Below are 24823 nucleotides of genomic sequence, written 5' to 3' on the forward strand. Positions count from 1 at the left end.
GGTCAGTGGCCCGGGCGCGCAATCGTCGCCGCCACGGCGGCCGGCGCCGGGCGATCGGCACGCGGCCGGATCATCATCGGCACAAAGCGCCACAGGTAGAGCGCGAAGGCCGCCACCCAGAGCAACGCGGCAACATGCAGCAGGTGGAGGGCGGCGGCGGATGGCTGCAGCGCGAGCAGCCTGAGCACGGTGGCCGCGATCACCAGCACGTAGCTGGCGACCATACTGCGATCGGCTTCCAGCGGACGCCCGAGGTGACCGAGTGCGGTGCGCGTGATCATGCCGATGATGAGCAGCGAAAAGCCGCCCATCGCGATCACGTGGATGTGCAGCGCCGGGCGCGCGCCGAAGCCCGCGACCGACGCCGCAGCGAGCAGCAGGCCGACGCCGAGCGATGCGTAGCCCAGATACAGTATCCACAACAGCGGCTTGTGCAGCACGGCCTGCGGTTTCCAGCTGACCCAGTGCTGCAGCGAAAGGGCGCCGGCCACGGCGAGCGCCAGTGCCTGCGCAACCGGGAAATCGGCCAGCAGGCACACGACGGCGACACCGCTGGCGCCAAGCTGCATGTGGCCGCTGCGCAACTGCATCGGAATCTGCAGGCCCGGCACGGCACGCATGGCGAAGAACGGAATGACCCGGCGCGCCACCAGCAGCGCGATCAGCGTCATGATCAGCAGACCGGCGTTGAACTGGCGCATCAGTGTTGCGTAGTCGCCGTCATGCGCCGCCAGCAGGAACAGGGCGTCGGACACGCCCAGTGCCAGCAGCAGAAGCGGGACGGCGTAGTTGCGGACATTGCGCGACACCACGACGGCGCGCAGCAGTGCCGCGGCAGCCAGGGTGAAGAACAGCAGTTCGGCAAGGGTGCCGATCAGGAACGGCATCCCGTTACCTGCGAGAAAGCCCAGCCGCGCCACCAACCAAAGTGCGCACAGAATGGCCAGCGCTCGACCCTGCACCGGGTTGATGCCGGTCCAGGCAGCGCCGGCCGTCATCAGGAAGCCGACCGCGATGGTGGCCACGAAGCCCCAAAGCATTTCATGCGCGTGCCAGGCCACCCCGGCGAGCGGGCCGTTCAGCCAGTGCGGTGCGAATATCCACAGCCCGACCGCGATCAGTGCCCACAGCGCGCCGGCCAGATAGACCGGGCGAAAACCGAGTTCGAGAAAGGCGCCCCATGATGGCGCATGCGGCAGGGGCTGTTCCGCTTCCTGTATCGACAGCAGGGTGGCCATGATCGGGCTCCGGAAATTGAGTATTGAAGACAGTTTTGAACATGTATTCTACTTATATCTTCAAAATCCGTCTTCAACACCGGCTTGATCCGGATCAAGCCGGTGCAGCATCCGGCGGCAGCGGCTCCAGGTCGACGTGCAGCGTCTGCGTCGGGAAGGCGATCTGCGCGCCGTGCGCCGCAATGATGTCGGCGATCTTCAGCAGCACGTCCTGCTTGACCATGTGGTACTCGACCCACACCGTGGTGCGGGTGAAGGTGTAGATCAGGATGTCGAGCGACGACGCGGCGAAGGCGGTGAAATTGACGATCAGCGTCTGCGCGTTGTCGATGTCGGGATGGGCCTGCAGCATGGCCCTGATGTCGTTCGCGATGGCGGCCACCTTCGGCAGGTCGTCATAGCGCACGCCGACGACTTCGCGGATGCGCCGGTTGGTCATGCGCGAGGGGTTCTCCACCACGATGGTGGTAAACAGCGCGTTCGGCACGTAGATCGGGTTCTTGTTGAAGGCGCGCACGCGCGTGTGGCGCCAGCTGATGTACTCCACGGTGCCTTCGATCGCCTTGTCGGGCGAACGTATCCATTCGCCGACACTGAATGGCCGATCGAGGTAAATCGTGAGCCCGCCAAAGAAATTGGCCAGCAGGTCCTTCGCGGCAAAGCCCACCGCGATACCGCCGATGCCGCCCAGCGTCAGCACGCCGGCAATGCTTACCCCGAGCGTCTGCAGAACCAGGAGCAGCGCCGAAACGACCACCACCAGCCGACCGAGCTTGCTCAACGCATCGACCGTGGTGCGATCGATCTCGTCGCCGCGCACCAGTCGCGCGGCGACGATGTTCTCGCTGACCCGCCCGATGAAGCGCATCAGGAACCAGCCAAGGCAGAGGACGATGCCGATGTTGCGCAACGGCACGACGTACTCGAGAAAGGGTTCGTCGACGTGGCGTCGCAAGATGTCAACCGCCAGCGACAGCCCGATGAGCCAGATCACGACCAGCATGGGCCGGCTGGCGCAACGCACCAGTGCGTCATCCCATACGTTGACCGTACGCACCGTGACGCGACGCACGTGACGCAGCAGGAATTCGGCCAGCAGGTTGGCTGCTGCCGTGACCGCCAGAATGATGATGATGCGGGCGATCCAGGGCTCGGCAAGAAAACCCAGGCCGACGCGATGGATGAACTCTGTCATGGACTATTCCGGACGGACATTGAAGAAAAAAGAGCGCCGGGGCGGGCACTCCAGGGTGGCAGGGTGTGCAGTCAGCGCTCCGGCGGCGGTGGGGTGTCGTCAGCGCGGATGACCTCACCCTCGATCACGCGTCCACTGGGTTGCGCCCCTTCGCCGTCGGAAAATGGCGCTGAAGCGCCTTCTCCGGCTGCCATGCGGGCTTCCATCTGTTCGCGCATCTGCTGGCGCAACGCACGCGTCTTCCACCATATCCAGCCCCAGATGACCAGGCCAAAGGCGATCGCGACGGCAATGATCACCACTGAAAACATCAGGCCGAGTACCAGCAGGATCACGCCGGCCAGAGCGGCGAACAACTTCGCAAGAGGTCCGGCCGGCCGGGTGCTGGCCGACGCGCCGTGCGGGCGGGTGGTGTGCCTGTGACGTTCCATAACTGCGGTTCCTGTTGTCTGCTTCAGACAAGACAGTACATCGCAAGCGCCGTTCTCGCCTATCGGCGCCCGCTGACGCCAGCCGCCATGCGCCCGGCACCGGCCACGCAGGTCACAGTCGCTTGTGCGGCTGTTCCACCAGATTCTGGTAAACGAAGCTTTTCAGGAAGATGTTGGTTTGTGCGTTGACGTCGGAAAACTCGACGCCGTAGGCCGCTTCGCCGGTATCGACGATGTCATGCGTATTGCGGATGGTTGCGCTGACCACCACGCGGGTACGCACCTTGTGGATGTCGAGGATCAACTCCAGGGAAATCGTTTCACCGATGGCACGCGGCGGGTCCCAGGCGCGCAGTTCGGCACCGGTGGCGCTGAGGTTGGTTACCGTGGTCGACACCGGCTCGGCGCCATCCAGAACACGGGCACTGATGGTCGTGGCAATCCTCTCCGCATTGCGGATCTGGCGCATCGTGATGCGGCGCGGAAACTGCAGGTGCAGGTACTCGAAGGGGTTGACCGAGCGCTTGCCCACCGTGGTTGAAAAACCGTAGGCATGACGGCCCGAAAACGCGCGCACCGCAAATTCGTCGCCTTCGATCGGCGGGCCGGCCCAGGCGCGGGTGTCGGGCATCGTGACCAGCACACTCACATCGTTGACGTAGCCGATCAGCTTGACCATTCCAAGCTGTTCGCCGAGCTTCGGCGGCGGTTCAAGAATGAGCCGGTCGCCGATCTTGAGACCGATGTCCTTGAACAGCACGTCCTTGACGACACCGGGCGCATTGGCGCCCTGCGCCACCGCCTCGATCATGCCCGCTTCGCTGTTGTTCATCGTTTTGCCGGAATCAGTGGTCGATGCTGCGCGGCATCGGAAATTCGGAACCCGGGCGCGGCTCACGCGGCGCCCCGCTCAGGTCAGCACAACAAATTCTTTATCGATAACGGTCCGGAATGACGATTCCTTTGGGAACTGTTTCTCGGAATGCTCGCTGACCGCGCAAATTCCCGCCCGCCCGGACATCGGAAAACGTGACAGCGCCATCCGCCCGCCGCGGTATCCATCAATGCACGCAAGTGATATCGACTCGCGCCGGGCCGGCTTGAATCCGTTACCGGCCTGACGGAACAACGGATGCTGCCGGGTGGCCGCGCGGCGAACGCCCGCCAGGGCCCCGGCATGCAGGCGCTGCATCGTCACCCTTGAATGAATGTTCAGCGCCCGCGGAACAGCGGCGCGCGCTTGTCGGCGAACGCGGTCACTCCTTCGACGAAATCCATCGTCGCCGCGCAGCGCGCGAAAGCCAGCGCCTCGGCCGCGAGTTGTGCTTCGAGTGACGGACCGGCAGCCACCAGCAAGCGCTTGATTTCCGACAGCGCATGACGCGGCCCGCGCGCGAACTGGGCGCTGCGCGTCTGCGCTGCGGCATCCAGCCCGGCAACCGGCACCACCTGTTCGACCAGGCCGAGCGCCAGCGCTTCCGGCGCCGCGACGCGACGCGCCGACCACATCAGTTCGCGCGCGCGCCGCTCGCCCAGCGCCTGCATCAGGAACACCGACTGGCCACCGTCGCACGGCAGTGCCAGACCTGTGTATGCGGTACTGAAAATCGCATCATCGGCGGCGATCACGCAGTCGGACGCCAGCGCGAGCGACAGCCCGTAGCCGGCGCAGGCGCCCTGCACCACCGACAACACCGGCTGGTGCGCGCGGCGCAACGCGAGGATGACCGGATTGACCCAGTTCTCGATCAAGGCACGGTAGGCATCAAGCCGCGCCGGCGCCTCCAGATACAGGGTGGCGCGGAAATCGTTGATGTCGCCGCCGGCGCTGAAGCAGCCACCGGCGCCACGCAGCACCAGCACGCGACAGTGCGGATCGGCCAGATTCGCCTCGACCGCCCTGCGCATGGCCTGCAGCATGGCGACCGAAAACGCGTTGCGTCGTGCCGGGTTCGAAATGGTGATCGTCGCGATGCCCTGTTCGCACGCACTGAGGATGTGGCCGTGCGCCTGATCGTTCATCGAACCCTCCCTGTCATCGCGCTGCTTACGGCGGTGTGACGCCGGCGGGCAGCAGCACCCACATGCGGCCCTGCTGGCGCATGCGGCCCGCCAGCGCGCCGGCGTCAGGACCGAAACCCCAGAAGAAATCGGCCCGCACGCCACCCTTGATTGCGCCACCGGTGTCCTGCGCCATCATCAGGCGACGCAGCGGGTCGGCGCTATTCGGGCGCGTCGTCTCCAGCCACACCGGAGCACCCAGCGGCACGCTGCGCGGATCGACCGCGATCACCCGCTCGCCGGCAATCGGTACGCCGAGCGCGCCGAGCGGGCCTTCCGGCAGACCGGGGGCCTGCTTGCCGATAGGCAGTTCGCGGAAGAACACGTAGCTCGGATTGGCCGCCATCATTGTCGCCACCCGCGACGGATTGGCTCGCGCCCACTGCCGGATACCCTGCATCGATGCCTGCTCGAGCTTCAACTCGCCCTGGTCAACCAGCCAGCGACCGATCGACTGGTAGCTGTGGCCGTTCTGGTCAGCATAGCCCACACGCACCCGGCTGCCGTCCGGCAGTTCCACCTGGCCGGAGCCCTGAACCTGCAGGAAAAACACATCAAGCGCGTCTGCCGCCCAGAACAGCACCTTGCGGTCGAATTCGGCCGCACGGGCGTCGAGTTCGCTGCGTGACCAGTAAGGCACCACCTTGCGACCCTCGACGCGACCGCGCAGCCGCAGATGCTTCAGATCCGGATGCAGGCTGGCGACGTCGATCACCAGCAGATCGTCAGGCACCGCGTGAATGGGGTGCATATATATACCGCCACGCGTACGGCTCGCCCGCAGCAGCGGTTCGTAATAGCCGGTCACCAGCCCCTGGTCGGTGCCGTCGCCATTGAGCAGCTGCCATGGGCGGAAAGCCGATTCGAAGAACGCCCGCACCGCAGCGCTGTCTTCCTGGGCGAGTGAGCCCAGCGCAGCGCACGGTGCACGCCATTCGGCACGACTGGCCAGTGCGCTGCAGCTGGCGCGCAGCGCCGGCAAGGCCTCGCGCAGATCGTCGTCGGCCCAGCCTTCGAGCGCGGACCACTCGGCGGCCACCAGACGCGGCGGCAGCTTTGCTTCGGGCACCGGAGCAGCCGGCGGACAGACCGGACACGCGGCGCACGCCGGGCAGACCGGGCAGACCTGGGTCGGCGCAGCGGCAGGCTGCACCTCAGGGCAGGACGGGGGAGCGGCAGCGCTCGCCGGGCCGGGCCGTGGAGCCGAGCCGCAGGCGGCGAACAACGCGGCGGCCGAAGCGAGCATGGCGAACCGTACGCCGCGGCGGATTTGCTGGAACATCGTGATGTGCTTTAGATTGGCGCGCCCGCAGACGCTGAGGGTGCAATGATAACGAGCAGCGGTCCTGCCGGACGGCTGCATTGAAGACGGACGTTTCGCGGACACTTCACCCATGTGGATATTCCTTCTCGAAGCCGGCGTTGCGCTGGCCCTGCTGCTGTTCATCCTGTGGTGGACGCTGCCGCGCAAGGAAAAGGACGCCTCCGACACCGAACCGCCGAAGGCGCTCACCGACAACAAGGACGACCATGACAGACCGTGAAGGTTTCGAAAGCCTGATCGCCCGCGCGCATGCGCTGTTCGATCGTCTCGAACACATGATCCCGGCGCCGCCGGCACCACCCGACTGGAAGGCGACCGCCTACCGCTGGCGACGCAGCAACGGTCGCGGCCGTTTGGAGCCGGTTGCCCATCCGCACAAGCTGCGCCTGTCCGATCTGAAAGACATCGACGTGCAGAAGGCCCGCATCACCACCAACACCCGGCAGTTCGTCGAAGGCAAGCCGGCCAACAACGTGCTGCTGACCGGTGCGCGCGGCACCGGCAAGAGCTCGCTGGTGAAAGCGCTGCTGAACGATTTCTCGAAGAAGGGTCTGCGCCTGATCGAGGTCGACCGCGATGATCTGGTCGACCTGCCCGACATCACCGACCTGATCGCCAACCGGCCCGAGCGCTTCATCATTTATTGCGACGACCTGTCGTTCGAATCCGGCGAACCCGGCTACAAGGCGCTGAAAAGCATTCTTGACGGCTCGGTGTCGGCGGTGCTCGACAACGTGCTGATCTATGCCACGTCGAACCGGCGTCACCTGATGCCGGAATACTTCTCCGAGAACAACGAAGCGAAGCATGTCGACGGCGAAGTGCATCCGGGCGAAGCGACGGAGGAAAAGATTTCGCTGTCCGAGCGCTTCGGCCTGTGGCTGTCCTTCTACCCCTTCGATCAGGAGGCATATCTCGACATCGTTCGCCACTGGCTGAAAAAGCTCGGCGTGCCGCCGGACCAGATCGAAGCCTGCCGCGCCGATGCGCTGCGCTGGACGCTGGAACGCGGCTCGCGCAGCGGCCGCGTTGCCTGGCAGTTCGCGCGCGACTGGGCGGGGCAGCACGCGGCAAAGTGAGCGCATCGAGGGCCGGCGCATGATCGAACGCAAACAGGTCGCCGTCGCGGCGGCCGTCATTTTCCGGGACAGCGCGCGCGGACGGGAATTCCTGCTCGGCCAGCGCGCGCCGGGCACCTTCTATCCGGGCTACTGGGAGTTTCCCGGCGGCAAGGTGGAAGCGGGCGAAGCGCCGGTCGACGCGCTCAAGCGCGAGCTGGACGAGGAACTGGGCATCACGGTCACAGCCTGTTCGCCCTGGCTGACGCTGTCGCACGAATACGAACACGCCTTCGTGCGGCTGCATTTTTTCCGGGTCGAAGCCTGGCAGGGCGCGCTGCAGGACCATGTACACAGCGCGCTGAGCTGGCAGCAGGCCGATGTGCTGACCGTCGGGCCGATGTTGCCGGCCAACGGGCCGGTGCTCAAATCGCTGCGCCTGCCCGGTTTCATGGCCATCACCCATGCCTGGCAGATCGGTCACGCGGCGCAACTCGACGCCATTCGCCGGACTTGTGCGCGGCAGCGGCTGCTGCTGCAGATCCGCGAACCGGTGATGGATGACGCAACCCAGGCCTTCGCCGCCGAAGCGGTCCGGCTGGCGCACGCCGGCGGTTCGCCTGCCGTACTCAACGGCGAGCCAGCGCTCGCCCGCACGCTGGGGGCGGACGGCGTGCATCTGAAGTCGTCGCAGCTTGCCGCGCTGACGGCCCGCCCCGACTTCGAATGGGTGGGCGCGTCCTGCCACACGGCCGACGAGCTCGCGCAGGCCGCGCAGCTCGGACTCGACTACGCGGTGGTCGGCCCGGTATTGCTGACCGCCACCCATCCCGACGCAGCCGGCCTGGGCTGGGCTGCACTGACGGCGCTGGTTGCCGAATGCGGCATTCCGGTGTTTGCCATCGGCGGACTCGACGCATCGCACAGGCAGGCCGCGCACGGCTGCGGTGCGCACGGCATCGCCGCGATCCGCGGCGCCTGGGCGGCATGACAGCGCGCCGCCTCTTTCTTCGTCAGTGCGGCGCCATCGCCCTGGCAAGCACGCTGCCGAGGGCACTGCGCGCGGCGCCGACCGGCCCCTACGATCACGGCCTGCTGTGGAAGATCACGCTCGGTGACGCACCGGTCAGTCATCTCTTCGGCACGCTGCACAGCGGTGAGCCGCGCGTGCTCGACCGTGCTGCTCCGCTGTACACCTATATAGAAGCGGCGCGCGTATTCATGCCGGAACTGGTGGCCGACGCCGATGCCGTGAATGCCTTCATGGCCGCCAGCACTTCCGAGGCTGACGAGCTGCCGAAAAAGGTCGGCAGCAAGCACTGGCCGCGGGTGTCGCAGATGCTCGCACTGCATGGCGTCGACGAACGCGTGCAGCCACGGTTGCGCCCGTGGGCGGCGCTGGTGACGCTGCTGCAACCGGTCGGCGGCGCGCAGCCCACGCTCGACGAGGTGCTGGTGCGCCGCGCGCGCGCCGCCGGCAGGAAGATTCTGCCGATCGAAAACGTGCAGGAACAGATCGATGCGATCGCGCGCCTGCCCGACGCGACGGTCATGGCACTGCTGATCGACAGCGCGCGCCGGCATGATGCGATACAGGCCGGTGTCGCACCGATGACCGACGCCTGGCTGGCCGGCGGTATCGGCGAGCTGGCGCGCATCAATGCCCGGCTGATCGGCGATGACAAGGCGCTGCGGCGCCACGCCGATCTGTTCATGCAGTCGCTGCTCGGCCAGCGCAATGCGCGTTTCGTCGAACGCCTGCTGCCGCATATCCGCGAAGGCGGCGTATTTGCCGCTTTCGGCGCTTCCCACCTGACCGGCCCTGACGGCGTGCTCGCGCGCCTGCTGCAGGCCGGCTGTACCACCGACCGCATCGCCTGACTCCAGTTTTTCGGGCTTGTGCCGTGAATCTCTTTGCAAGTTGCCTCGCGCGGCCACTCAAGGCACTGCGGGGACCTACAGGAGACTTCCCATGAACGCATTCAGCCGCCTTTCGGTGGTACACCAGCTTTCGATTTCGATCGGCCTGCTTTGCGCAGTGATCTTTGCGTCGCTGATCATCATCGTATCGATGTCCACCCAGCGCTCCACGCTGCAACAGACCGAGGCCCATCTTGGTGAGCAGGCCGACGCCACGGTCAAACTGCTCGACCTGAGTTATCACAACGCAATGGCCAGTGCCGAAAAGGGCATGAGCGCGCTCAAACGCGGGCTCGGCGCTGACGTGGTCATCGGCGACGATACGATGCCCATGGGCAGCTATGGCGCGGTGCGCATCGCGCGCGTCAATGGCGCAGTACTGAACGGAGACACTGACCGTGTAAGCGGGCTGCGCGACCTGATCGGTGCCGATCCGGCGGTCATGGTGCGCGTCGGCGACGAATTCGTCCGCGTGGCGACGTTGCTGAAGGACAAGGACGGCAAGTCAATGGCCGGCAAGGCCATCAACAAGAGCAAGGAAACCGATACCCTGCTTGCCGGCAAGCCTTATTCGGGCGTCGTGATCCGCAACGGCCGCTTCTACATTTCCTCGCTGGAACCGATCAAGGACGCCTCGGGCACAGTCGTCGGCGCGCTGTCGGCACGGGTCGACGTGCAACAGGGCATCGACCAGCTGTTCGCGTCGCTGAAAACCCTGCGCATCGGCGACACCGGCTACCTGAACATCCTGAAGCCGGGTGAGTCGGCAGACGCGAGCGAAATGATCCTGCACCCCGAACATGGCGGAAAGACGATCGCCGACATCGGCAATCCGGTGCTGACCAGCGTCATCGCACAACAGCTCGACATGAAGAACGGCCAGCTGACGTATGACTGGCCGCTCGCCGATGGCAGCCTGGCGCCGAAGCTCACCACCTTCCGTACATCGGACACCTGGGGGTGGATGGTGTCCTCCGGCGCGCATGTCGCCGAATTCACGGCCGCCGGCGTGCGGCTGCGCAACCAGTTGATCATGATCTGCGTCGGCGCCGCTCTGCTGCTGGCTGCGCTCACGTGGTGGCTGGCACACAGCCGTCTCGTGCGCCTGAAGGATGTGTCGGCGGCAATGAACCGGCTGGGCAATGGCGACTTCAGCCAGCGTCTTGCGGTGCAGGCCGGCGAAAGCCGCAACGAACTGGACCTGATCACCGTGCAGATCAACGAAGCGACTCGCAAGACTGCCACGCTGATCACTGCCACGGCCGACGCAGCCCGCGCCGTAGGCGCAGCGGCGCGTTCGCTGCGCGCCGGCTCGAGCGAAGTGGTCGAAGGTTCGACCGAACAGAGCAGCGCCGCCGCCGGCCTTGCCGCCGCGATCGAGGAACTGTCGGTCAGCATCACGCACGTGGCCGACAGCGCCGGTGTGGCCGATGCCGTCAGCCGCGAAGCGCGCAGCGCCGCGATCGACGGCGAGCGCCAGTTGAACGCCGTGGTCGACGGCATGCAGCACATCGCCCGCGACATCAACGACGCGTCGACCGCCGTGACCGATCTGGCCGGCCGCACACGCGAAATCTCGAACGTCGGCCGCATCATCCAGGAGATCGCCGAACAGACCAATCTGCTGGCGCTCAACGCGGCCATCGAAGCAGCACGCGCCGGCGAATCCGGCCGCGGCTTCGCCGTGGTGGCCGACGAAGTGCGCAAGCTGGCCGAACGCACCGCCGCCTCGACGAAGGAAATCGCCAGCATGGTGAGCAGCGTGCAGGCCGACGCCGACAAGGTCGTGCAACGCATCGGCGAAGTGAGCGGTCAGGTCGCCACCGGCGTGAGCCGGGCGACCGAAGCCGGTGCCGTGTTGCGCGTCATCAGCGAGCAGAGCGAACGCACCGCCTCGGCGATGAAGGAAATCGCCGCCGCCACGCGCGAACAGAGCAGCGCCAGTCAGAGCGTGGCGCAGGGCGTGGAACGCATCGCCGGCATGGCGGAACAGAATGCCGACATCACCCGGCGCGCCGACGGCGAAACACTCGGTCTGGAAAAGCTGGCCGGCCAGTTGCAGGACAATGTCGGTCGCTTCGTAGTCTGATCATCAAGGACCGGGGGGCCGCCGGTGTTTCGTGTGACGTTGGGCATCGCTGCGCTCACCCCAACCTACGGGCGTGGCGCCGGGCTCGGGTATGTCGCGCGTTTTCCGGAGGGCGTTGGGCATCGCTGCGCTCACCCCCACCAACGGGTTTGGAACCTCATCTCGGGTCATGTCGGGCAATGTCCTGTGCCAACGGCAATTTTCTGGCGCGCTTCGTAGGTTGGGGTGAGCGCAGCGATGCCCAACAAAAGCGGCTGACCGAAGAGCCGAACACCACGCAGCGCACCAAACCCGCGCCGTGTCCCGAAGCCCCATGATGACGGTGGCGGCCAGCGTATACTCAGCGGCCACAACCCCCGCCCCGCCATGCTCAGCTATCGCCACGCCTTCCATGCAGGCAACCCGGCCGACGTGCTCAAGCACTTCGTACTCGTTGAACTGCTTCAGCACCTGAACCAGAAGGACAAACCCTACTGGTACATCGACACGCACGCCGGTGCCGGCGGCTATGCGCTCGACAGCGGTTTCGCGGCCAAGAACGCCGAGTACGCCGGCGGTATCGCAAAACTGTGGTCGGCGCCCGACCTGCCGCCGCAGCTCGCGACCTATGTGGATCTGGTGCGTGCCTTCAACAGCGGCGCGAAGCTGCGCGCGTATCCGGGCTCACCGATGATTGCGCGCGCGCTGCTGCGCGACGACGACCGGATGCGCCTGTTTGAACTGCACACGGCCGACAACAAATTGCTGAACGCTGCCTTCGCCGAGGCTGGCCGCAGCGTGAAGGTGGACAAATCCGACGGCTTCTCCGGCCTGCGCACCTTGCTGCCGCCACCCCCGCGCCGTGCGCTGGTGCTGATCGACCCGCCGTACGAAATCCGCGAAGACTACCGGCTGGCGTTCGAAACGCTGCGTGACGCCAACACGCGCTTTCCGGGTGGCACCTACTGCCTGTGGTACCCGCAGTTGCACCGCATGGAATCGCGCGACCTGCCGGCCAAACTCAAACGCCTGCCGGTGCCGGCCTGGCTGCACGTGACGCTGACCACGCGCAAGCCGTCACCGGACGGGTTCGGCATGCACGGCAGCGGCCTGTTCATCGTCAATCCGCCATGGACACTGCCGGCCACGCTGAAGACCGTCATGCCATGGCTTACGCGCACGCTGGCACTCGACGACGGCGCAAAGTTCGAACTCGAATTCAAGATTCCGTAAGGCACGGCCATGGTTCTGCAAACCACCATCGACACCATCACGCACGCCATCGGTCTGGCCGTGGCACCGGTGTTCCTGCTGACCGCGATCGCCACGCTGATCGGCACGCTGAACAACCGGCTCGGTCGCATCATCGACCGCCGCCGTGTGGTGCTGGCGCGCGGCGGCAAACAGTGCGAAGACGAAACGATGAGCAATGCGACCGAACTTGCGCTGCTGTCGCAGCGTGCGCGCCTGGTCTATCTGGCGGTGCTTTTCGCCGTGCTGTCGGCGCTGCTGGTCTGTCTGGTGGTGTCTTGCGCCTTCTTCGGCGTGCTGTTCACGGTCGTGCTGTCCGACCTGCTGGCCGGCTTCTTCGTGCTGGCGATGCTATCTCTGATCATGTCGCTGAGCCTGTTCCTGCGCGAAGTGTTTGTGGCGGTGTTTACCGCCACCCACGCCAACCGCTAGCCAGCCGTCCCCCGCTTCAGGCCATTCCGGCGGAGGTCGTGGGCCGACGCGGGCTGACACATTGATTCGATCGATCCGGCGCAGGGCGCAGCGGAGCCTGCTGCACTGATCAACGAACCCGGCATGAACGCGGCCCTCTTTAACTGCGTTCCGAATTTCCACCCGCAAGTGCTCAATTCACACCTCGCACTGCGGGACATTAAGCGCGGTTAACAAACGATGCGCCGTTCGGACCAGTGCCCCCATCTATCTGCATCACGGCAACATCACGCGTGCTGACTACCCTGCTGGCACCTTGTCGTTCGCAAGGCATTCAATCAGGGAGTCCAACAATGCAGTCCCGCAAACTTGCCATAGCTGCCGCCATTGGCCTGATGGGCGCTTCCGCCCACCAGGTTTCCGCGGCTGACAACACTTACTTCGACAACTTCACGGCACTGGCCGGAAACGTCGCTGCCGGCTCATTGCCGGAAACCGCACCGCTGCAACTGTCGTCGCCGTTCTTTTCGCAGAAGGTCCTGGCCGATCGCAACACCCAGCTCGGTCTCGGCGAATCGAACAGCGGCAACTGGGACATGATCACCGCCAACGAAACCGGCACCGATGCCGGCCGTTACCTCTACGCACCGTTCGAAACAGGCGCTGGCGGCGTACAGCGCACTGACCTGTGGACCGGCGTTACCAAGACCATCGTCCAGTCCGGCACCCAGGGTTTCAGGTCCGGCGACTTTTCGCGCTGGACGCCGTGGGGCACCTACATGACGGCTGAAGAGTCATGGGGCACCAACAGCACCAACGGTCGCCTGTTCGAAGTGACCAACCCGCTGGCCGACACCTCGAGCGCCGATTTCGTGCATCGCAACGTCGTGCCGCGCGTATCCCATGAAGGTGGCGCGTTCGACAAGAACAACAGCTTCTACTTCATCGACGAATTCAACGGCGGCTCGATCTACAAGTACGTGTCGGCCGCACCGGCTGCCACCACCGGCAACAGCTACTTCGACAAGGGTCAGACCTTCGTGCTGAAGGCCAACGGCGGCAGCAATTCGAATGCCGTCGGCGCTGCCACCTGGGAAGCCATCACGACCGGCACCGGCACCCCGCTGGCCACCACCGCTGGCGCGATGTTGAACATGGGCGGCGGCAGCTTCTCGATGGACGGCCGCGCCGCAGCCGACATGGTCGGCGGCACCAACTACCAGCGTCCGGAAGACATCGAACTGCAGGTGCTCGGCAACGGTGACGAAATTCTGTACATCGCGACGACCACCACCCATGAGGTGTATTCGCTGAATCTTGCGACCAACGAAATGAAGCTGTTCGTCAGCCGCGCGACTTTCAACTCGGTCACCGGTGCCGCCGTCGGCAGCGAATTCACCAGCCCGGACAACATCGCGATCGATGCCAACGGCAACATCTACATCAGCGAAGACCAGCCGGGCGGTCGCGCCGACATCTGGTTTGCGAATGATGCTGACCGCGATGGCGTGGCCGAATCGGTCAGCCGCTGGGCGTCGATGTCGACCGTGGGCGCCGAGCCTACCGGCCTGTACTTCGACAAGTTCAACCCGAACGTCGCCTACGTGAACATCCAGCACCCGAGCAGCGGCAACGACACGCTGCTGCAGATCACGGCCGTGCCGGAGCCGGAAACCTACGTCATGTTCCTCGCCGGCCTCGGCCTGATGGGTCTGATGGCGCGTCGCCGCGTCGGCTGATCCACTGGTAGCACCGCAGCAATGGGAGGGGGCTTCGGCCCCCTCTTTTTTCGTCTGCCATTTGCGCTCTACACGCAGGGGCGGTGCGCGCGCTCATTCCGGCAAGCCTTCAGCCAGTGCCGCGATCTTCTCGCGCAGCACGCGCGGCAGCAGCGGTTTGGTCAGGAAATCGTTCATGCCGGCGTCGATGCAGGCCACGCGGTCCTCTTCCAGCGCGTTTGCGGTCATCGCGAAGATGGGCACCGCCGGGCGCCGGAGTTCGCGCTCCATTTCACGAATGAGCCGCGTCGCCTCGACGCCGCCCATCACCGGCATCTGCATGTCCATCAGCACCAGATCGAATCCCCCATCGACCATCATTTCCAGCGCCTGCATGCCGTTCTCTGCCAGCGTGACCCGGTGACCGCTGCGCGTCAGCACCGCTTCGGCGACTTTCTGATTCACCGGATGGTCCTCCACCAGCAGGATGCTGAATGCGTGAGTCGACGGTTCCGCGCCGGCAACTGCCGGCTCGACCCGCACCGCGTTGCCGCGTACGAGCGGAAGATCAAGGCAGAACACGCTGCCCTCTCCGGGTGTGCTGCTCAGGGCGATGTGGCCGCTCATCAGCGAGGCGAGGCGGCTGGAGATCGACAGCCCCAGACCGGTACCGCCATAACTGCGTGTGGTCGAACTGTCCTGCTGTGCAAACGCTTCGAATACGTGAGCCTGCTTGTCCGGTGCAATACCGATGCCGGTATCGATCACAGAGATGGACAGCCGCTCCTGCGCAGCGGAATCGACGCGCACGCCAGCCCGGATCGTGACGCTGCCCCGGGGGGTGAACTTGATTGCGTTGCTGACCAGATTGAGCAGCACCTGACGCACGCGTAACGGATCGCCGCAGATCAGCCGTGGCAGACCGGGATCGCACTCGAGCTTGAGCGGCAGGGATTTCCGACCTGCCTGCGTGGCCATCATGCGCAGCACTTCACCCAGCAGATCGCCCAGGTCGTACGGTACGGATTCGACCTCGACCTTCCCCGCTTCGATCTTGGAAAAATCCAGTATGTCGTTGATGATGGCCAGCAGCGACTCTGCGGAACTGCGCGCCACCGCGACGTACTCGCGCAGCTCCGACTCGCTTGCCGCGTCCTGCGCAAGGTCGAGCATGCCGAGCACGCCATTCATCGGGGTACGGATTTCATGGCTCATGTTGGCGAGGAAATCGCTCTTCGCCCGGCTGGCCGCCTCGGCGGCGTCCCGTGCGCGGCGCAGGGCCGCATTCGTTTCGCGCCGGCTGGTCACATCGAGCGCCACACCCGACACCTGATGCACACCGGCACGTCCGAGCACGCGCACCACCCGCACACTGCCGTCCGGCTGTTGCACACCCAGGTCTTCATCGAGCGGTTTTTTGCCTGCCAGTGCGGCGTCCAGCCCGCTTCGCAGGCGCCCCACATCGATCGGCAGCAGTCGATCAAGCCAGTCGTCGAGCCGCTGCCCGAAGACCGTCGGCTCGACGCCGTGCATGGCGCACATGAGTGCGTCCCAGTCAAGCGCGCCGGTGGCCGGTGTCCAGCTCCATACGCCCAGCGATGCGGCCGAGGTGGCCATTTCAAGCCGCTGCTTCTCGCGCTCCAGCGCCTCGTCGCTCAGGCATGCGCGACAGGCGTTGGCCAGCTTGCGGGCCAGGGCGAGAAAGCTGTCGAGGAAGCTGCTTTCCAGCACCGGGCCACTGCGCTCGATCACCAGCAGTCCGAACCCGGGAAGGTCGACCAGGTGGTGGATGACGCCCTCCAGTTCGACGATCATCCAGCCCTGACCTGCCACTTCGGCCGGCGAAGGCCAGCGCGCCCGCAGCAGCGGAAAGCGAGCGCTGCGCCCGAGCGTACGCGGCAGCATGCAGACCGGCTCCAGCACATCGCCGCTGCGCGCATACACGGCAGCACCACTGGCGTTGAGCAGACGCAGCGTCTCCGACAGCACGCGTCGCGTCATCGGCTCCAGCTGTGTGCTGTCGCCGATGGACAGCGAAATGCGAAACAGGATTTCGGTCTCGAGAGCGAGCTTCATGTCATGGCTCGTATCAGCCCTCGATCAGGGCCATGACCGACGTCTTGTTGTAGAACTCGAGAAACTCGCGCCCGCTGTTCGCGATCTCGCCCAGCGTGAGGGCGCCGAACAGCGGCTCGCCGCGATCCACCGCGTCGAGCTCGCGTCCGAAGTCGTCGCCCAGGTAGAGCACGCGCGAGATGCAGTCGATGAACAAGCGCGTCGCGTGCACAGGCGGCTCGCCTTCAAAAGCGTCGGCCGCCTTGCGCACCGTCTGCGCGGCGGCATCCAGCAGGTTATCCGGCACACCACGCAGCACGTGTACAAAGGCGCCTTCGGGAACCTCGCCGACACACACCAGCGCGCCCTCCCCGCCCACCATCAGCGGGTCGCGGACGACCACCTCGCTATCCAGCCGGCGTATGCCGAAGGGGAAGCCCTTCGCAATGTCGAAAAACCCGGTCGCATCCAGCGTGGCGCCGGCCAGCGGCTCGACATGTTCCCGATAGACGTCGAAGGCCGGACGACCATTCAGCGTGAGGATGGTGTTGCGGTCGGAGGCGGTCACCTTGAGCGCGTCGGACACCACCTGCCAGCCGTGCGCCACACCGATGCCGCTGCGCAGATCGGTGCCGGCCAGCACGACCGCGTCCTGCAGCAGCCCGCGCGGCGTGATCAGGCAAGGCTTCTGCACGAGGCTCAGCGAGCCGGCGCCGCCACCGATGTAGTTGGGCAGCAGGCCGAAGTTTTCGAACAAGGCGGTAATGGTGGCGCCGATCCGCCGGCTGAAACCGTCGACGAACACGAACAATGTGCTCCCGGGCGCGTCCAGTCCGGCGAGCGCGCCATCGATGTCGGTGTCCGCGTCACTCAGGTTTTCGATGATGCACAGGCGCGGCGCCACCGGAAGGCCCACCACCAGGGTGCCGCGCTCCAGGTGCTCACGACCGTGAATGATCTGCGGAAAGATGCCACCGAACACGGGTCGCGCGGCCGCACGCAGTAACGGGTCGAGCTGTTCTGCCGTGAAGCCGTTGCCGTCGCAGGCCAGCACCAGCAGACCTCCCACGCCGGGGCGGGCCGCCACGTCTTCCAGCAGGGTCGCCAGCGCAACGACGCTGCCGCTGCGATCCAATGCAATATCCATGTCTGCTCCACAGGATGGGGCGCTCGCACACGGAGCGCCTCGACCTCTGCTTAACGGATAGGCACCTCAGGCCTTGAGCAGATCCTCGCGCCCTGCCAGCCACCGCGCCTGATGGTGTTCAGCCGCCGGCACGTCGTCGCGCAGCAGGGTGGCCGCCGCTTCGCGCGCCAGCTCGACCAGCGCTTCGTCGAGCAGCAGGTCGGCGAAGCGCAGCAGCGGTTGGCCGGACTGGCGGCTGCCGATGAATTCGCCCGGGCCGCGCAACTTCAGGTCTTCGGCGGCGATCATGAAGCCGTCGGTGTAGGCATGGATGACGCGCAGCCGCTCGCGCGCGGTCTGCGACAGCGGGCCTTCGTACAGCAGCACGCAGGCCGATTCTCGACTGCCGCGCCCGACGCGGCCGCGCAACTGGTGCAATTGCGACAGGCCGAAGCGCTCGGCATGCTCGATCACCATCAGGCTGGCGTTGGGCACATCGACCCCGACCTCGATCACCGTCGTCGCCACCAGCAGGTCGATGTCGCCGGCGACGAAGGCCGCCATCACCGCCGCCTTTTCGTCCGGCTTCATGCGCCCGTGCACCAGCCCCACCTTCAGATCGGCACAGGCGGCGACCAGCTGTTCATGGGTGTCGATCGCGGTCTGCAACTGCAGGGTTTCGGACTCTTCGATCAGCGGGCACACCCAGTAGGCCTGGGCACCGATCGCACAGGCGTCGCGCACGCGCTCGATCACCTGTTCGCGGCGCGCCGCCGATATCAGTTTGGTCAGCACCGGCGTGCGACCCGGCGGCAGTTCATCGATGACCGACACGTCGAGGTCGGCGTAGTAGCTCATGGCCAGCGTGCGCGGGATGGGCGTGGCGCTCATCATCAACTGATGCGGACTGATGCCGCCGGCCTTGGCGCGCAGCGCGAGGCGCTGGCGCACGCCGAAACGGTGCTGCTCGTCGACCACGGCGGCACCGAGGCGGGCGAAATCGACGGCGTCTTCGATCAGCGCATGCGTACCGACGGCCACGGGCGCCTCGCCGCTGGCGATCAGCGCCTTCATCGCACGCTTGTCGCGCACCTTCAGGCTGCCCGACAGCCAGGCCACGCGCACTCCGAGCGGTTCGAGCCAGCCGGCCAGCTTTCGGTAGTGCTGTTCGGCGAGGATTTCGGTCGGCGCCATGAACGCTGCCTGATAACCCGCTTCGACCGCGCGCAGGCAGGCCAGCGCGGCCACCACCGTCTTGCCGGAGCCGACGTCACCCTGCAGCAACCGCTGCATCGGAAAGGGCTGCGCCAGATCGGCGGAAATTTCCTTCCAGGCGCGCGCCTGGGCACCGGTCAGGCGGAAGGGCAATGCGGCGAGGAAGCGCTTGATCAGCGCACCCCGGCCGGCCAGCGACGGTGCGTCGCGGCTGCGCCGTGCATCGTGCGCGCGCTTCAGGCTGATCTGCTGCGCCAGCAGTTCGTCGAACTTGATGCGCCGCCAGGCCGGTGCCAGCCGCTCGTCCATGTCGCGCAGCGATTCGCCCGGTCTCGGCCGGTGCAGCGCCTCCACCGCCTCGGCGAACGGTATCAACCCATATTGCCGGCGCAGCGCGTCGGGCAGGCTGTCGTCGAGGCTGACGCGCGCCAGCGCCTCATCGATGGCCCGGCGCAGACTGGCCTGCGACAGGCCGGCCGTGGTCGGATAGACCGGCGTCAGGCGATCCGGCAGCGGCGTGTCGTCACCGACGCTGCGCACCCGGGGGTGCAGCATTTCGGCGCCGAAGAAGCCGGGATTGATGTCGCCGAACAGGCGCACCCGCCGGCCTACGGCGAGCTGCTTCTGCTGCGACGGATAGAAGTTGAAGAAGCGCAGCGTGACCGTGCCGCTTTCGTCGAAGGCGCTGACGATGAGCTGGCGGCGCGGCTTGAACTTCACCTCGCTGGCGCTCACCTCGACCTCGACCTGCACCGGCGCGCCGGCACGCGCCTGCGCGATCGGCGTCAGGCGGGTTTCGTCTTCGTAGCGCAGCGGAAAGTGCAGCACCAGCGCGGCGTCTGCGCCGAGGCCGAGTTTTTCCAGCGCCGCAGCGAGCGCTTCGCTCCGGGTGCTCACCGCGCGGCCGACAACAACCGGGGCGGGGTCAGTCGATCACCAGCACGCCGTCGATTTCGACCATCGCACCACGCGGCAGCGCCGACACGCCGACCGCGGCGCGCGCCGGATACGGCTGCTTGAGGTAGCGCGCCATGGCTTCGTTCACCTTGACGAAATTGCCCAGGTCGGTGAGGTAGACATTGAGTTTGACCGCGTCGTCGAGCGATCCGCCGGCCGCCTCGGCGACCGCCTTCAGATTGTCGAACACGCGGGCGATCTGGGCGTCGATGCCGTCGACCATGTCCATCTTGACCGGGTCGAGACCGATCTGGCCCGACAGATAGACGGTATTGCCGACTTTCACGGCCTGCGAATAGGTGCCGATGGCAGCGGGTGCATCAGGGGTGGAAATGATGGTGCGCGACATGCGTATCTCCGGAAGTCTGCAAGGGGAATGCGGCGCCGCGACGGGATGGTCGCACGCCGGACGACGCCGGATTATCGCGGATTCGCGGGCGCACGGCGCAGCGCCGCGTGCCCGTCATGCGAAACGCTCAGTGCGGATGCCGGTGATCGATCGATTCGCTCATGCGATCGAGCTGGCTGATCACATCGACGCTCAGGCTTTCCATGCGGGCAATGCTGCTCAGCGCGGCATCGAAACGCCCGGCCCGGGCATGTTCGAGCGCCTCGATACCGACGCGGTGGAACGCTTCGTGCGGACCTTCGAGCTCGCGGAACCCGTCCAGGTGGCTGTGGCAACGACGGCCTTCGCCCTCGTAGTACCACTTGCCCAGCCGGCACTGCACATGGCTGGCAAAACTGTCGGGTGTGAGGCCCGACTGGCCGGACGCCGCCTGGTAGACATCCATCTTGTAGGCCAGATGATCGACCTTTGCCAGTTCGGCGAAGGTACGCAGCGAGGTTGCGGCCATGTGCGCGCCATTGGCGCCGGCCTGGCTGCTGAGCGCATCGAGCTGCGAACTCGCCGCCAGCCCCTGCGCCGAATACGCGTCGGCGTCGGCGGAATTGGCCTGCATGCGTTCGGTGGCCTGCGCGGTGTCGTGCTGGATGCCGTTGACCAGCCCGACGATTTCGGCCGTGGCGGCACCGGTACGTTCGGCCAGCTTGCGCACCTCGTCGGCCACGACCGCGAAGCCGCGGCCCTGTTCGCCGGCGCGCGCTGCCTCGATGGCAGCGTTCAGCGCCAGCAGATTCGTCTGGTCGGCGATTTCGCGGATCAGACCCACGATGCCGCCGATCCGATCGGCGCGTTCGCGCAGCGTATCGACGCTGAGTGCAGTGTCCTTCAGCCGCGCCGAATAGCCCTCCAGGCCGGATGCGATGACCCGGCTGCCCTCGGCCGTCTGCGATATTCGGGTTGCCGTGTCGACCGCCCGCTCGGCTTCGCCGGTGACGATGCCGGCCAGCGATGCAAGCGTCGTCCGGAAACGCTGGAATGAGCCGGCGTAAGCCGTCAGGTTGGCCAGCAACCCGGCGTTGAAGCTGCACTGCGCGCGGATGTCCTCGTTGGTTCGCTGCAACTCGGCCCGCTCGCTTTCGAGGCGTTCGATGTCCGCCCGCAACGCGCCGACATCCTTTCGCAAACGTTTTCCCTCATCCGCCAGAGCATCCAGCTCCGTCTTTTTTACCCAGCCCAGAAGCGCCATCGCAGCCTCGCATGTTCGTATTGATCGGGATCTTTATTACGTCCGGATCGAACACGGGCTTTAAGGTCTGTTCTCGTTTGATTCGTGCGTCACATTGCTTTTGGGATAGCCGCGAACGAGGCGCGCGACGCAGTCGAGACTGGCTGTCTCGAAAAGGCATGCAACGCGGTGCGCGTGCAGCCATGTGGCGCTCTGGCTGCACGCGTGATGTACGAATCAGATGAGAACAGACCCTACGGTCTGCCGACGCCAGCCGAGGCAGCGCTCACGGTTGGCCCGTCGCGGCACGCACTGGCGCGGGTGCGCCACTGTCCATGCCCAGCGCGCGCAAACGTGCGCGCGCCTGATCGGCTTCGGCGCGCGACTTGAACGGGCCGACATGCACGCGCGCCTCGATCTGCGATGGAATGCCCTTGAGCGCCAGTTTCGCGCGCACGTCTTCGGCATTGGCCACGCTGCTGAACACGCCGACCTGCACCCGGTAACCGGTGATTTCGCCCTGGCTGACGGCTGGCGGCGGCGTGCGCGTGATCGGCTGGACCGCGGGCGCGCGCGCCGAAGCGCCCTGCGCCGCCGCGGGCGCGCGACGCTCGCCGTCACCGATCACCAGACGGCCTGGCGTGGCCGGTACGGCGGGTGCGGGTGCGGGTGCGGGCTCCGCTTCGGCGCTGCCGGCAGGTGCCTCGGGACGCGCCGTGCCTTCGGGCAGCGGCGGCGGGGTATCCGGCATATTGACGGTCCGTGCCTGCGCCGCAGTGTCGTCAAGCGCACCCGGGTCGGCTGCGCCGTCGTCGACCGGCGGCAACGGCGGCAATGCGGTTTCTTCGGCTGGCGGTTCGGCTTCGGCGACGGCCGGCTCGGGTTGCACGTCCGAGATCGGCGGCGGCAACGGCTCGGCCGGCTTGCGACTCACGTCGAACAGTGCCAGGCCACCGATCAACAGCGCGATCAGGCCGCCTGCCACCGCCACCCGGCGCAGCAGCGCACTGCGCTGTTCCGCCGCCTGTTCCTCGGCGTCGCTTCTCACGCCCAGACGCGCCCGCGCCACTGCCGCACTCATGCTTCGTTTCCTCCGCCCATGCCGCGACTTCTCGCCAGTGTCCGCACCAGTTCAGCTTCCCCGACCGACATTTCGCACTGGTCGGCGATGTCCTCCGCACTCAGCCCGCGTGCCGCGAGCGACAGCGCCTCACTGTACTGCGGCGCCACTGGCGGCAGTTGATTGACCGTTTCCACCCGGCGGCCCAGTTCGTCAATGCGCAACTCGGCTTGTTCGAGGCGCGTTTCCAGCTGCTGCATCAACGGCGCCAGCCGCTGGTCCAGCAAGGTGTCGAGCATTGCCTCGATCTGTTCCTGCTGCAGCGCTGGCGCAGCCGGAACAATGGTGGGCGGGTCGGGGTCGGCAACCGGTTCCGGCTCGGGTTGCACGCGGCGCGCGTTCAGTGTGGACAAACGCAGCAATGCATAACCCATGTACACGGCGAGGATGACCAGCGCGAGGAGCGCCGCTTCCTTCCAGCCGATAGCCGACACATCGATCAAGAGCATGCTCCGTTGTAAGCACCGTTCCGGGCGCGGCGTCGCGCCGCCATCGCCAACGCCATCGCCATGAGGCGCGTTGGCCCGGATAATAAGTCTTTTTGCCCGGATAGGCGCCCATGCTGGCTTCGCTGCTGTTCGCCCTGAAGAAACTGCTGTCCACCTTGCTGCTGCCCCCAGTCAGTCCGCTGCTGGCCAGCACGCTCGGGCTGCTGCTGCGCGGGCGCCATCCGCGCACCGGCGCGGTGCTGGCGTGGAGCGGTCTGATCGCGCTGTGGCTGCTCGCCACACCGGTGGTATCGGGCTGGCTCGAGCGTTCGACCTATGCCACGAATGCCGTGGCCGATCTGTCGGACGCCCAGGCCATCGTCATTCTCGGCGCCGGCAGCTCCGACAACCTGGTGGATTACGACGGGCAGACGGTGAACGGCTTAGCCCTCGAACGGCTGCGCGCCGGCGCCCGGCTGGCGCGGCAAACCGGCCTGCCGTTGCTGGTCAGCGGTGGCGTCGTATGGCAAGGCCAACCCGAAGCGGACATGATGGCGGCGGTTCTGCAGGAACAGGGGGTTGCGGTGCGCTGGATTGAATCGGCGTCGCGCGATACCGGCGACAACGCCGCACTGTCCGCTGTCGCGCTCGGCCGCGACGGCATCACCCGCGTGGCGCTGGTGACGCACGCCTTCCACATGCGGCGCGCGATGGAACACTTCCGCCGCGCCGGACTGACGCCGCTCGCCGCACCTACCCTCATCCGCCGCGACGGGGGCGTGTCGCCGGGCGATCTGGTACCGACCATGCGTGCGCTGTCGCAATCATGGGTCGCGCTGCACGAATGGCTGGGCTGGATCGCGATGAGCCTGCGCTTGGCGTGAGCGGGTGCGGACTCAACGGTCAGAGCTTGGTGCCGCCGCTGACGTCGATCACCTGACCGGTTGTCCAGATGCCATCCGGACCGGCGAGGAAAGAAACGATGCCAGCCACGCGATCCGGGCCGGCAATGCCCGACAGCGCCTGGATGGACTGCACGGCATCGGCGCCGGCGCCTTCCAGCATGCCTGCGGTGAGGCGCGTTTCGATGACGCCCGGGGCCACGGCATTCACGGTGATGCCGCGCGGGCCCAGTTCGGCCGCAAGGTGCAGCGTCAGCACGTCGACGAAGCCCTTGGTGGCCGAATAGGCGGGCATGCCGGGGAATGCGGTGCGCGCCACCACGGACGACAGGTTGATGATGCGACCGCCGCCGCCCATGCGCGTCAGTACCTTCTGCGTCACGAAAAACACCGACCGCATGTTGACGGCCGACAGTTCGTCGAAGCTGTCGACAGCCATGTCGCTGATCGATGCGAACGGCGCGATGCCTGCGTTATTCACCAGCACATCGACCTGCTGTTCGGCCAGACCGGCGAGCAACTGGTCGGCGCCGTCGCGCGCCGCCAGATCCGCCTGCACGACCGACGCACTGCCGCCCGCCTGCCGTATGCCGTCGCACACCGCGCGCGCCTCGTCCGCCCCGCTGCCGTAGTGGACGACGACATGAAAGCCGTCGCGTGCGAGCCGGCGGGCGATGGCGGCACCGATACCGCGGGATGCACCGGTGACCAGTGCAACCTTGCGCGTTCCTGCTGAAGACATCTGAATTCCTCCCTGTTTTTGTAGTGGGTGCT

The 24823-nt window shown here is 66.2% G+C and carries 24 protein-coding genes; 9 read left to right on the forward strand and 15 right to left on the reverse strand.

The annotated features are described in order from the left end of the window. Positions 1–2: 2 nt before the first annotated feature. The 7 genes from Q8R75_RS08730 to Q8R75_RS08760 all read right to left on the reverse strand — a co-directional run bounded on the left by Q8R75_RS08730 (position 3) and on the right by Q8R75_RS08760 (position 6207). Positions 3–1238: an NnrS family protein gene (locus tag Q8R75_RS08730; protein ID WP_305611589.1), complete on the reverse strand. Its 1236-nt coding sequence runs from the start codon at positions 1236–1238 to the stop codon at positions 3–5. Positions 1239–1332: 94 nt separating this feature from the next. Beyond that, positions 1333–2433: a mechanosensitive ion channel family protein gene (locus Q8R75_RS08735; RefSeq protein WP_305611587.1), complete on the reverse strand. Its 1101-nt coding sequence runs from the start codon at positions 2431–2433 to the stop codon at positions 1333–1335. 71 nt (positions 2434–2504) lie between these two features. Continuing rightward, a complete protein-coding gene (locus tag Q8R75_RS08740) occupies positions 2505–2864 on the reverse strand; it encodes a hypothetical protein (RefSeq protein ID WP_305611586.1) in 360 nt (119 codons plus the stop codon). A 112-nt stretch (positions 2865–2976) separates the two neighbouring features. Further along, positions 2977–3696, reverse strand: a complete 720-nt coding sequence (locus tag Q8R75_RS08745; RefSeq protein ID WP_305611585.1) for a flagellar brake protein — start codon at positions 3694–3696, stop codon at positions 2977–2979. A 78-nt stretch (positions 3697–3774) separates the two neighbouring features. Continuing rightward, on the reverse strand, positions 3775–4056 hold the full coding sequence (locus tag Q8R75_RS08750) for a hypothetical protein (protein ID WP_305611584.1): 282 nt from the start codon (positions 4054–4056) through the stop codon (positions 3775–3777). Between the two features lie 20 nt (positions 4057–4076). Beyond that, positions 4077–4886, reverse strand: a complete 810-nt coding sequence (locus Q8R75_RS08755; RefSeq protein ID WP_305611583.1) for an enoyl-CoA hydratase-related protein — start codon at positions 4884–4886, stop codon at positions 4077–4079. A gap of 25 nt (positions 4887–4911) precedes the next feature. Further along, positions 4912–6207: a murein transglycosylase A gene (locus Q8R75_RS08760; RefSeq protein WP_305611582.1), complete on the reverse strand. Its 1296-nt coding sequence runs from the start codon at positions 6205–6207 to the stop codon at positions 4912–4914. A 112-nt stretch (positions 6208–6319) separates the two neighbouring features. Here Q8R75_RS08760 and Q8R75_RS08765 point away from each other — a divergent pair, with 112 nt between their 5' ends. From Q8R75_RS08765 to Q8R75_RS08800, 8 genes are all read left to right on the forward strand, one after another. Next, on the forward strand, positions 6320–6469 hold the full coding sequence (locus Q8R75_RS08765) for a hypothetical protein (RefSeq protein ID WP_257080157.1): 150 nt from the start codon (positions 6320–6322) through the stop codon (positions 6467–6469). After that, positions 6456–7328, forward strand: a complete 873-nt coding sequence (locus Q8R75_RS08770) for an ATP-binding protein (RefSeq protein WP_305611580.1) — start codon at positions 6456–6458, stop codon at positions 7326–7328. The genes Q8R75_RS08765 and Q8R75_RS08770 overlap by 14 nt, the downstream gene beginning before the upstream one ends. A gap of 19 nt (positions 7329–7347) precedes the next feature. Beyond that, positions 7348–8298, forward strand: a complete 951-nt coding sequence (locus Q8R75_RS08775) for a Nudix family hydrolase (RefSeq protein WP_305611579.1) — start codon at positions 7348–7350, stop codon at positions 8296–8298. Next, a complete protein-coding gene (locus Q8R75_RS08780) occupies positions 8295–9188 on the forward strand; it encodes a TraB/GumN family protein (RefSeq protein WP_305611578.1) in 894 nt (297 codons plus the stop codon). Before Q8R75_RS08775 ends, Q8R75_RS08780 begins: the two co-directional genes overlap by 4 nt. 91 nt (positions 9189–9279) lie before the next feature. Beyond that, entirely contained in the window at positions 9280–11316 is a 2037-nt protein-coding gene (locus Q8R75_RS08785; RefSeq protein ID WP_305611577.1) for a Cache 3/Cache 2 fusion domain-containing protein, read from the forward strand. A 366-nt stretch (positions 11317–11682) separates the two neighbouring features. Beyond that, positions 11683–12528 (forward strand): 23S rRNA (adenine(2030)-N(6))-methyltransferase RlmJ, encoded by an 846-nt coding sequence (gene rlmJ, locus Q8R75_RS08790; RefSeq protein WP_305611436.1) that lies wholly within the window; start codon positions 11683–11685, stop codon positions 12526–12528. Between the two features lie 9 nt (positions 12529–12537). After that, positions 12538–12978 carry a DUF2721 domain-containing protein gene (locus Q8R75_RS08795; RefSeq protein WP_305611437.1) on the forward strand — a complete coding sequence of 147 codons (441 nt, stop codon included), beginning with the start codon at positions 12538–12540 and terminating at the stop codon, positions 12976–12978. A gap of 332 nt (positions 12979–13310) precedes the next feature. Beyond that, positions 13311–14696 carry an alkaline phosphatase PhoX gene (locus tag Q8R75_RS08800; RefSeq protein WP_305611438.1) on the forward strand — a complete coding sequence of 462 codons (1386 nt, stop codon included), beginning with the start codon at positions 13311–13313 and terminating at the stop codon, positions 14694–14696. A gap of 93 nt (positions 14697–14789) precedes the next feature. Here Q8R75_RS08800 and Q8R75_RS08805 read toward each other — a convergent pair whose 3' ends face one another. The 7 genes from Q8R75_RS08805 to Q8R75_RS08835 form a co-directional block, all read right to left on the reverse strand. After that, on the reverse strand, positions 14790–16751 hold the full coding sequence (locus Q8R75_RS08805) for an ATP-binding protein (protein WP_305611439.1): 1962 nt from the start codon (positions 16749–16751) through the stop codon (positions 14790–14792). 13 nt (positions 16752–16764) lie between these two features. Continuing rightward, positions 16765–17877: an FIST C-terminal domain-containing protein gene (locus Q8R75_RS08810; RefSeq protein ID WP_305611440.1), complete on the reverse strand. Its 1113-nt coding sequence runs from the start codon at positions 17875–17877 to the stop codon at positions 16765–16767. Between the two features lie 66 nt (positions 17878–17943). Next, positions 17944–19968, reverse strand: coding sequence for an ATP-dependent DNA helicase RecG (gene recG, locus Q8R75_RS08815; RefSeq protein WP_305611441.1), 2025 nt, complete (start codon positions 19966–19968; stop codon positions 17944–17946). A 28-nt stretch (positions 19969–19996) separates the two neighbouring features. After that, entirely contained in the window at positions 19997–20377 is a 381-nt protein-coding gene (locus tag Q8R75_RS08820; RefSeq protein WP_305611442.1) for a RidA family protein, read from the reverse strand. A gap of 127 nt (positions 20378–20504) precedes the next feature. Then, positions 20505–21557 carry a methyl-accepting chemotaxis protein gene (locus Q8R75_RS08825; RefSeq protein ID WP_305611443.1) on the reverse strand — a complete coding sequence of 351 codons (1053 nt, stop codon included), beginning with the start codon at positions 21555–21557 and terminating at the stop codon, positions 20505–20507. A gap of 328 nt (positions 21558–21885) precedes the next feature. Beyond that, positions 21886–22680: an SPOR domain-containing protein gene (locus tag Q8R75_RS08830; protein ID WP_305611444.1), complete on the reverse strand. Its 795-nt coding sequence runs from the start codon at positions 22678–22680 to the stop codon at positions 21886–21888. Beyond that, positions 22677–23168, reverse strand: coding sequence for a DUF2802 domain-containing protein (locus Q8R75_RS08835; RefSeq protein WP_305611446.1), 492 nt, complete (start codon positions 23166–23168; stop codon positions 22677–22679). Before Q8R75_RS08835 ends, Q8R75_RS08830 begins: the two co-directional genes overlap by 4 nt. A gap of 110 nt (positions 23169–23278) precedes the next feature. On the opposite strand from Q8R75_RS08835, the gene Q8R75_RS08840 reads away from it, so the two are divergent. Beyond that, positions 23279–24031 (forward strand): YdcF family protein, encoded by a 753-nt coding sequence (locus Q8R75_RS08840; protein WP_305611447.1) that lies wholly within the window; start codon positions 23279–23281, stop codon positions 24029–24031. 19 nt (positions 24032–24050) lie between these two features. On the opposite strand, the gene Q8R75_RS08845 is transcribed toward Q8R75_RS08840, so the two are convergent. Next, positions 24051–24791, reverse strand: a complete 741-nt coding sequence (locus tag Q8R75_RS08845) for an SDR family NAD(P)-dependent oxidoreductase (protein WP_305611449.1) — start codon at positions 24789–24791, stop codon at positions 24051–24053. Positions 24792–24823: the final 32 nt, after the last annotated feature.

This window comes from Methyloversatilis sp. (genome assembly GCF_030696805.1).
In the GTDB taxonomy this organism is placed as follows: domain Bacteria; phylum Pseudomonadota; class Gammaproteobacteria; order Burkholderiales; family Rhodocyclaceae; genus Methyloversatilis.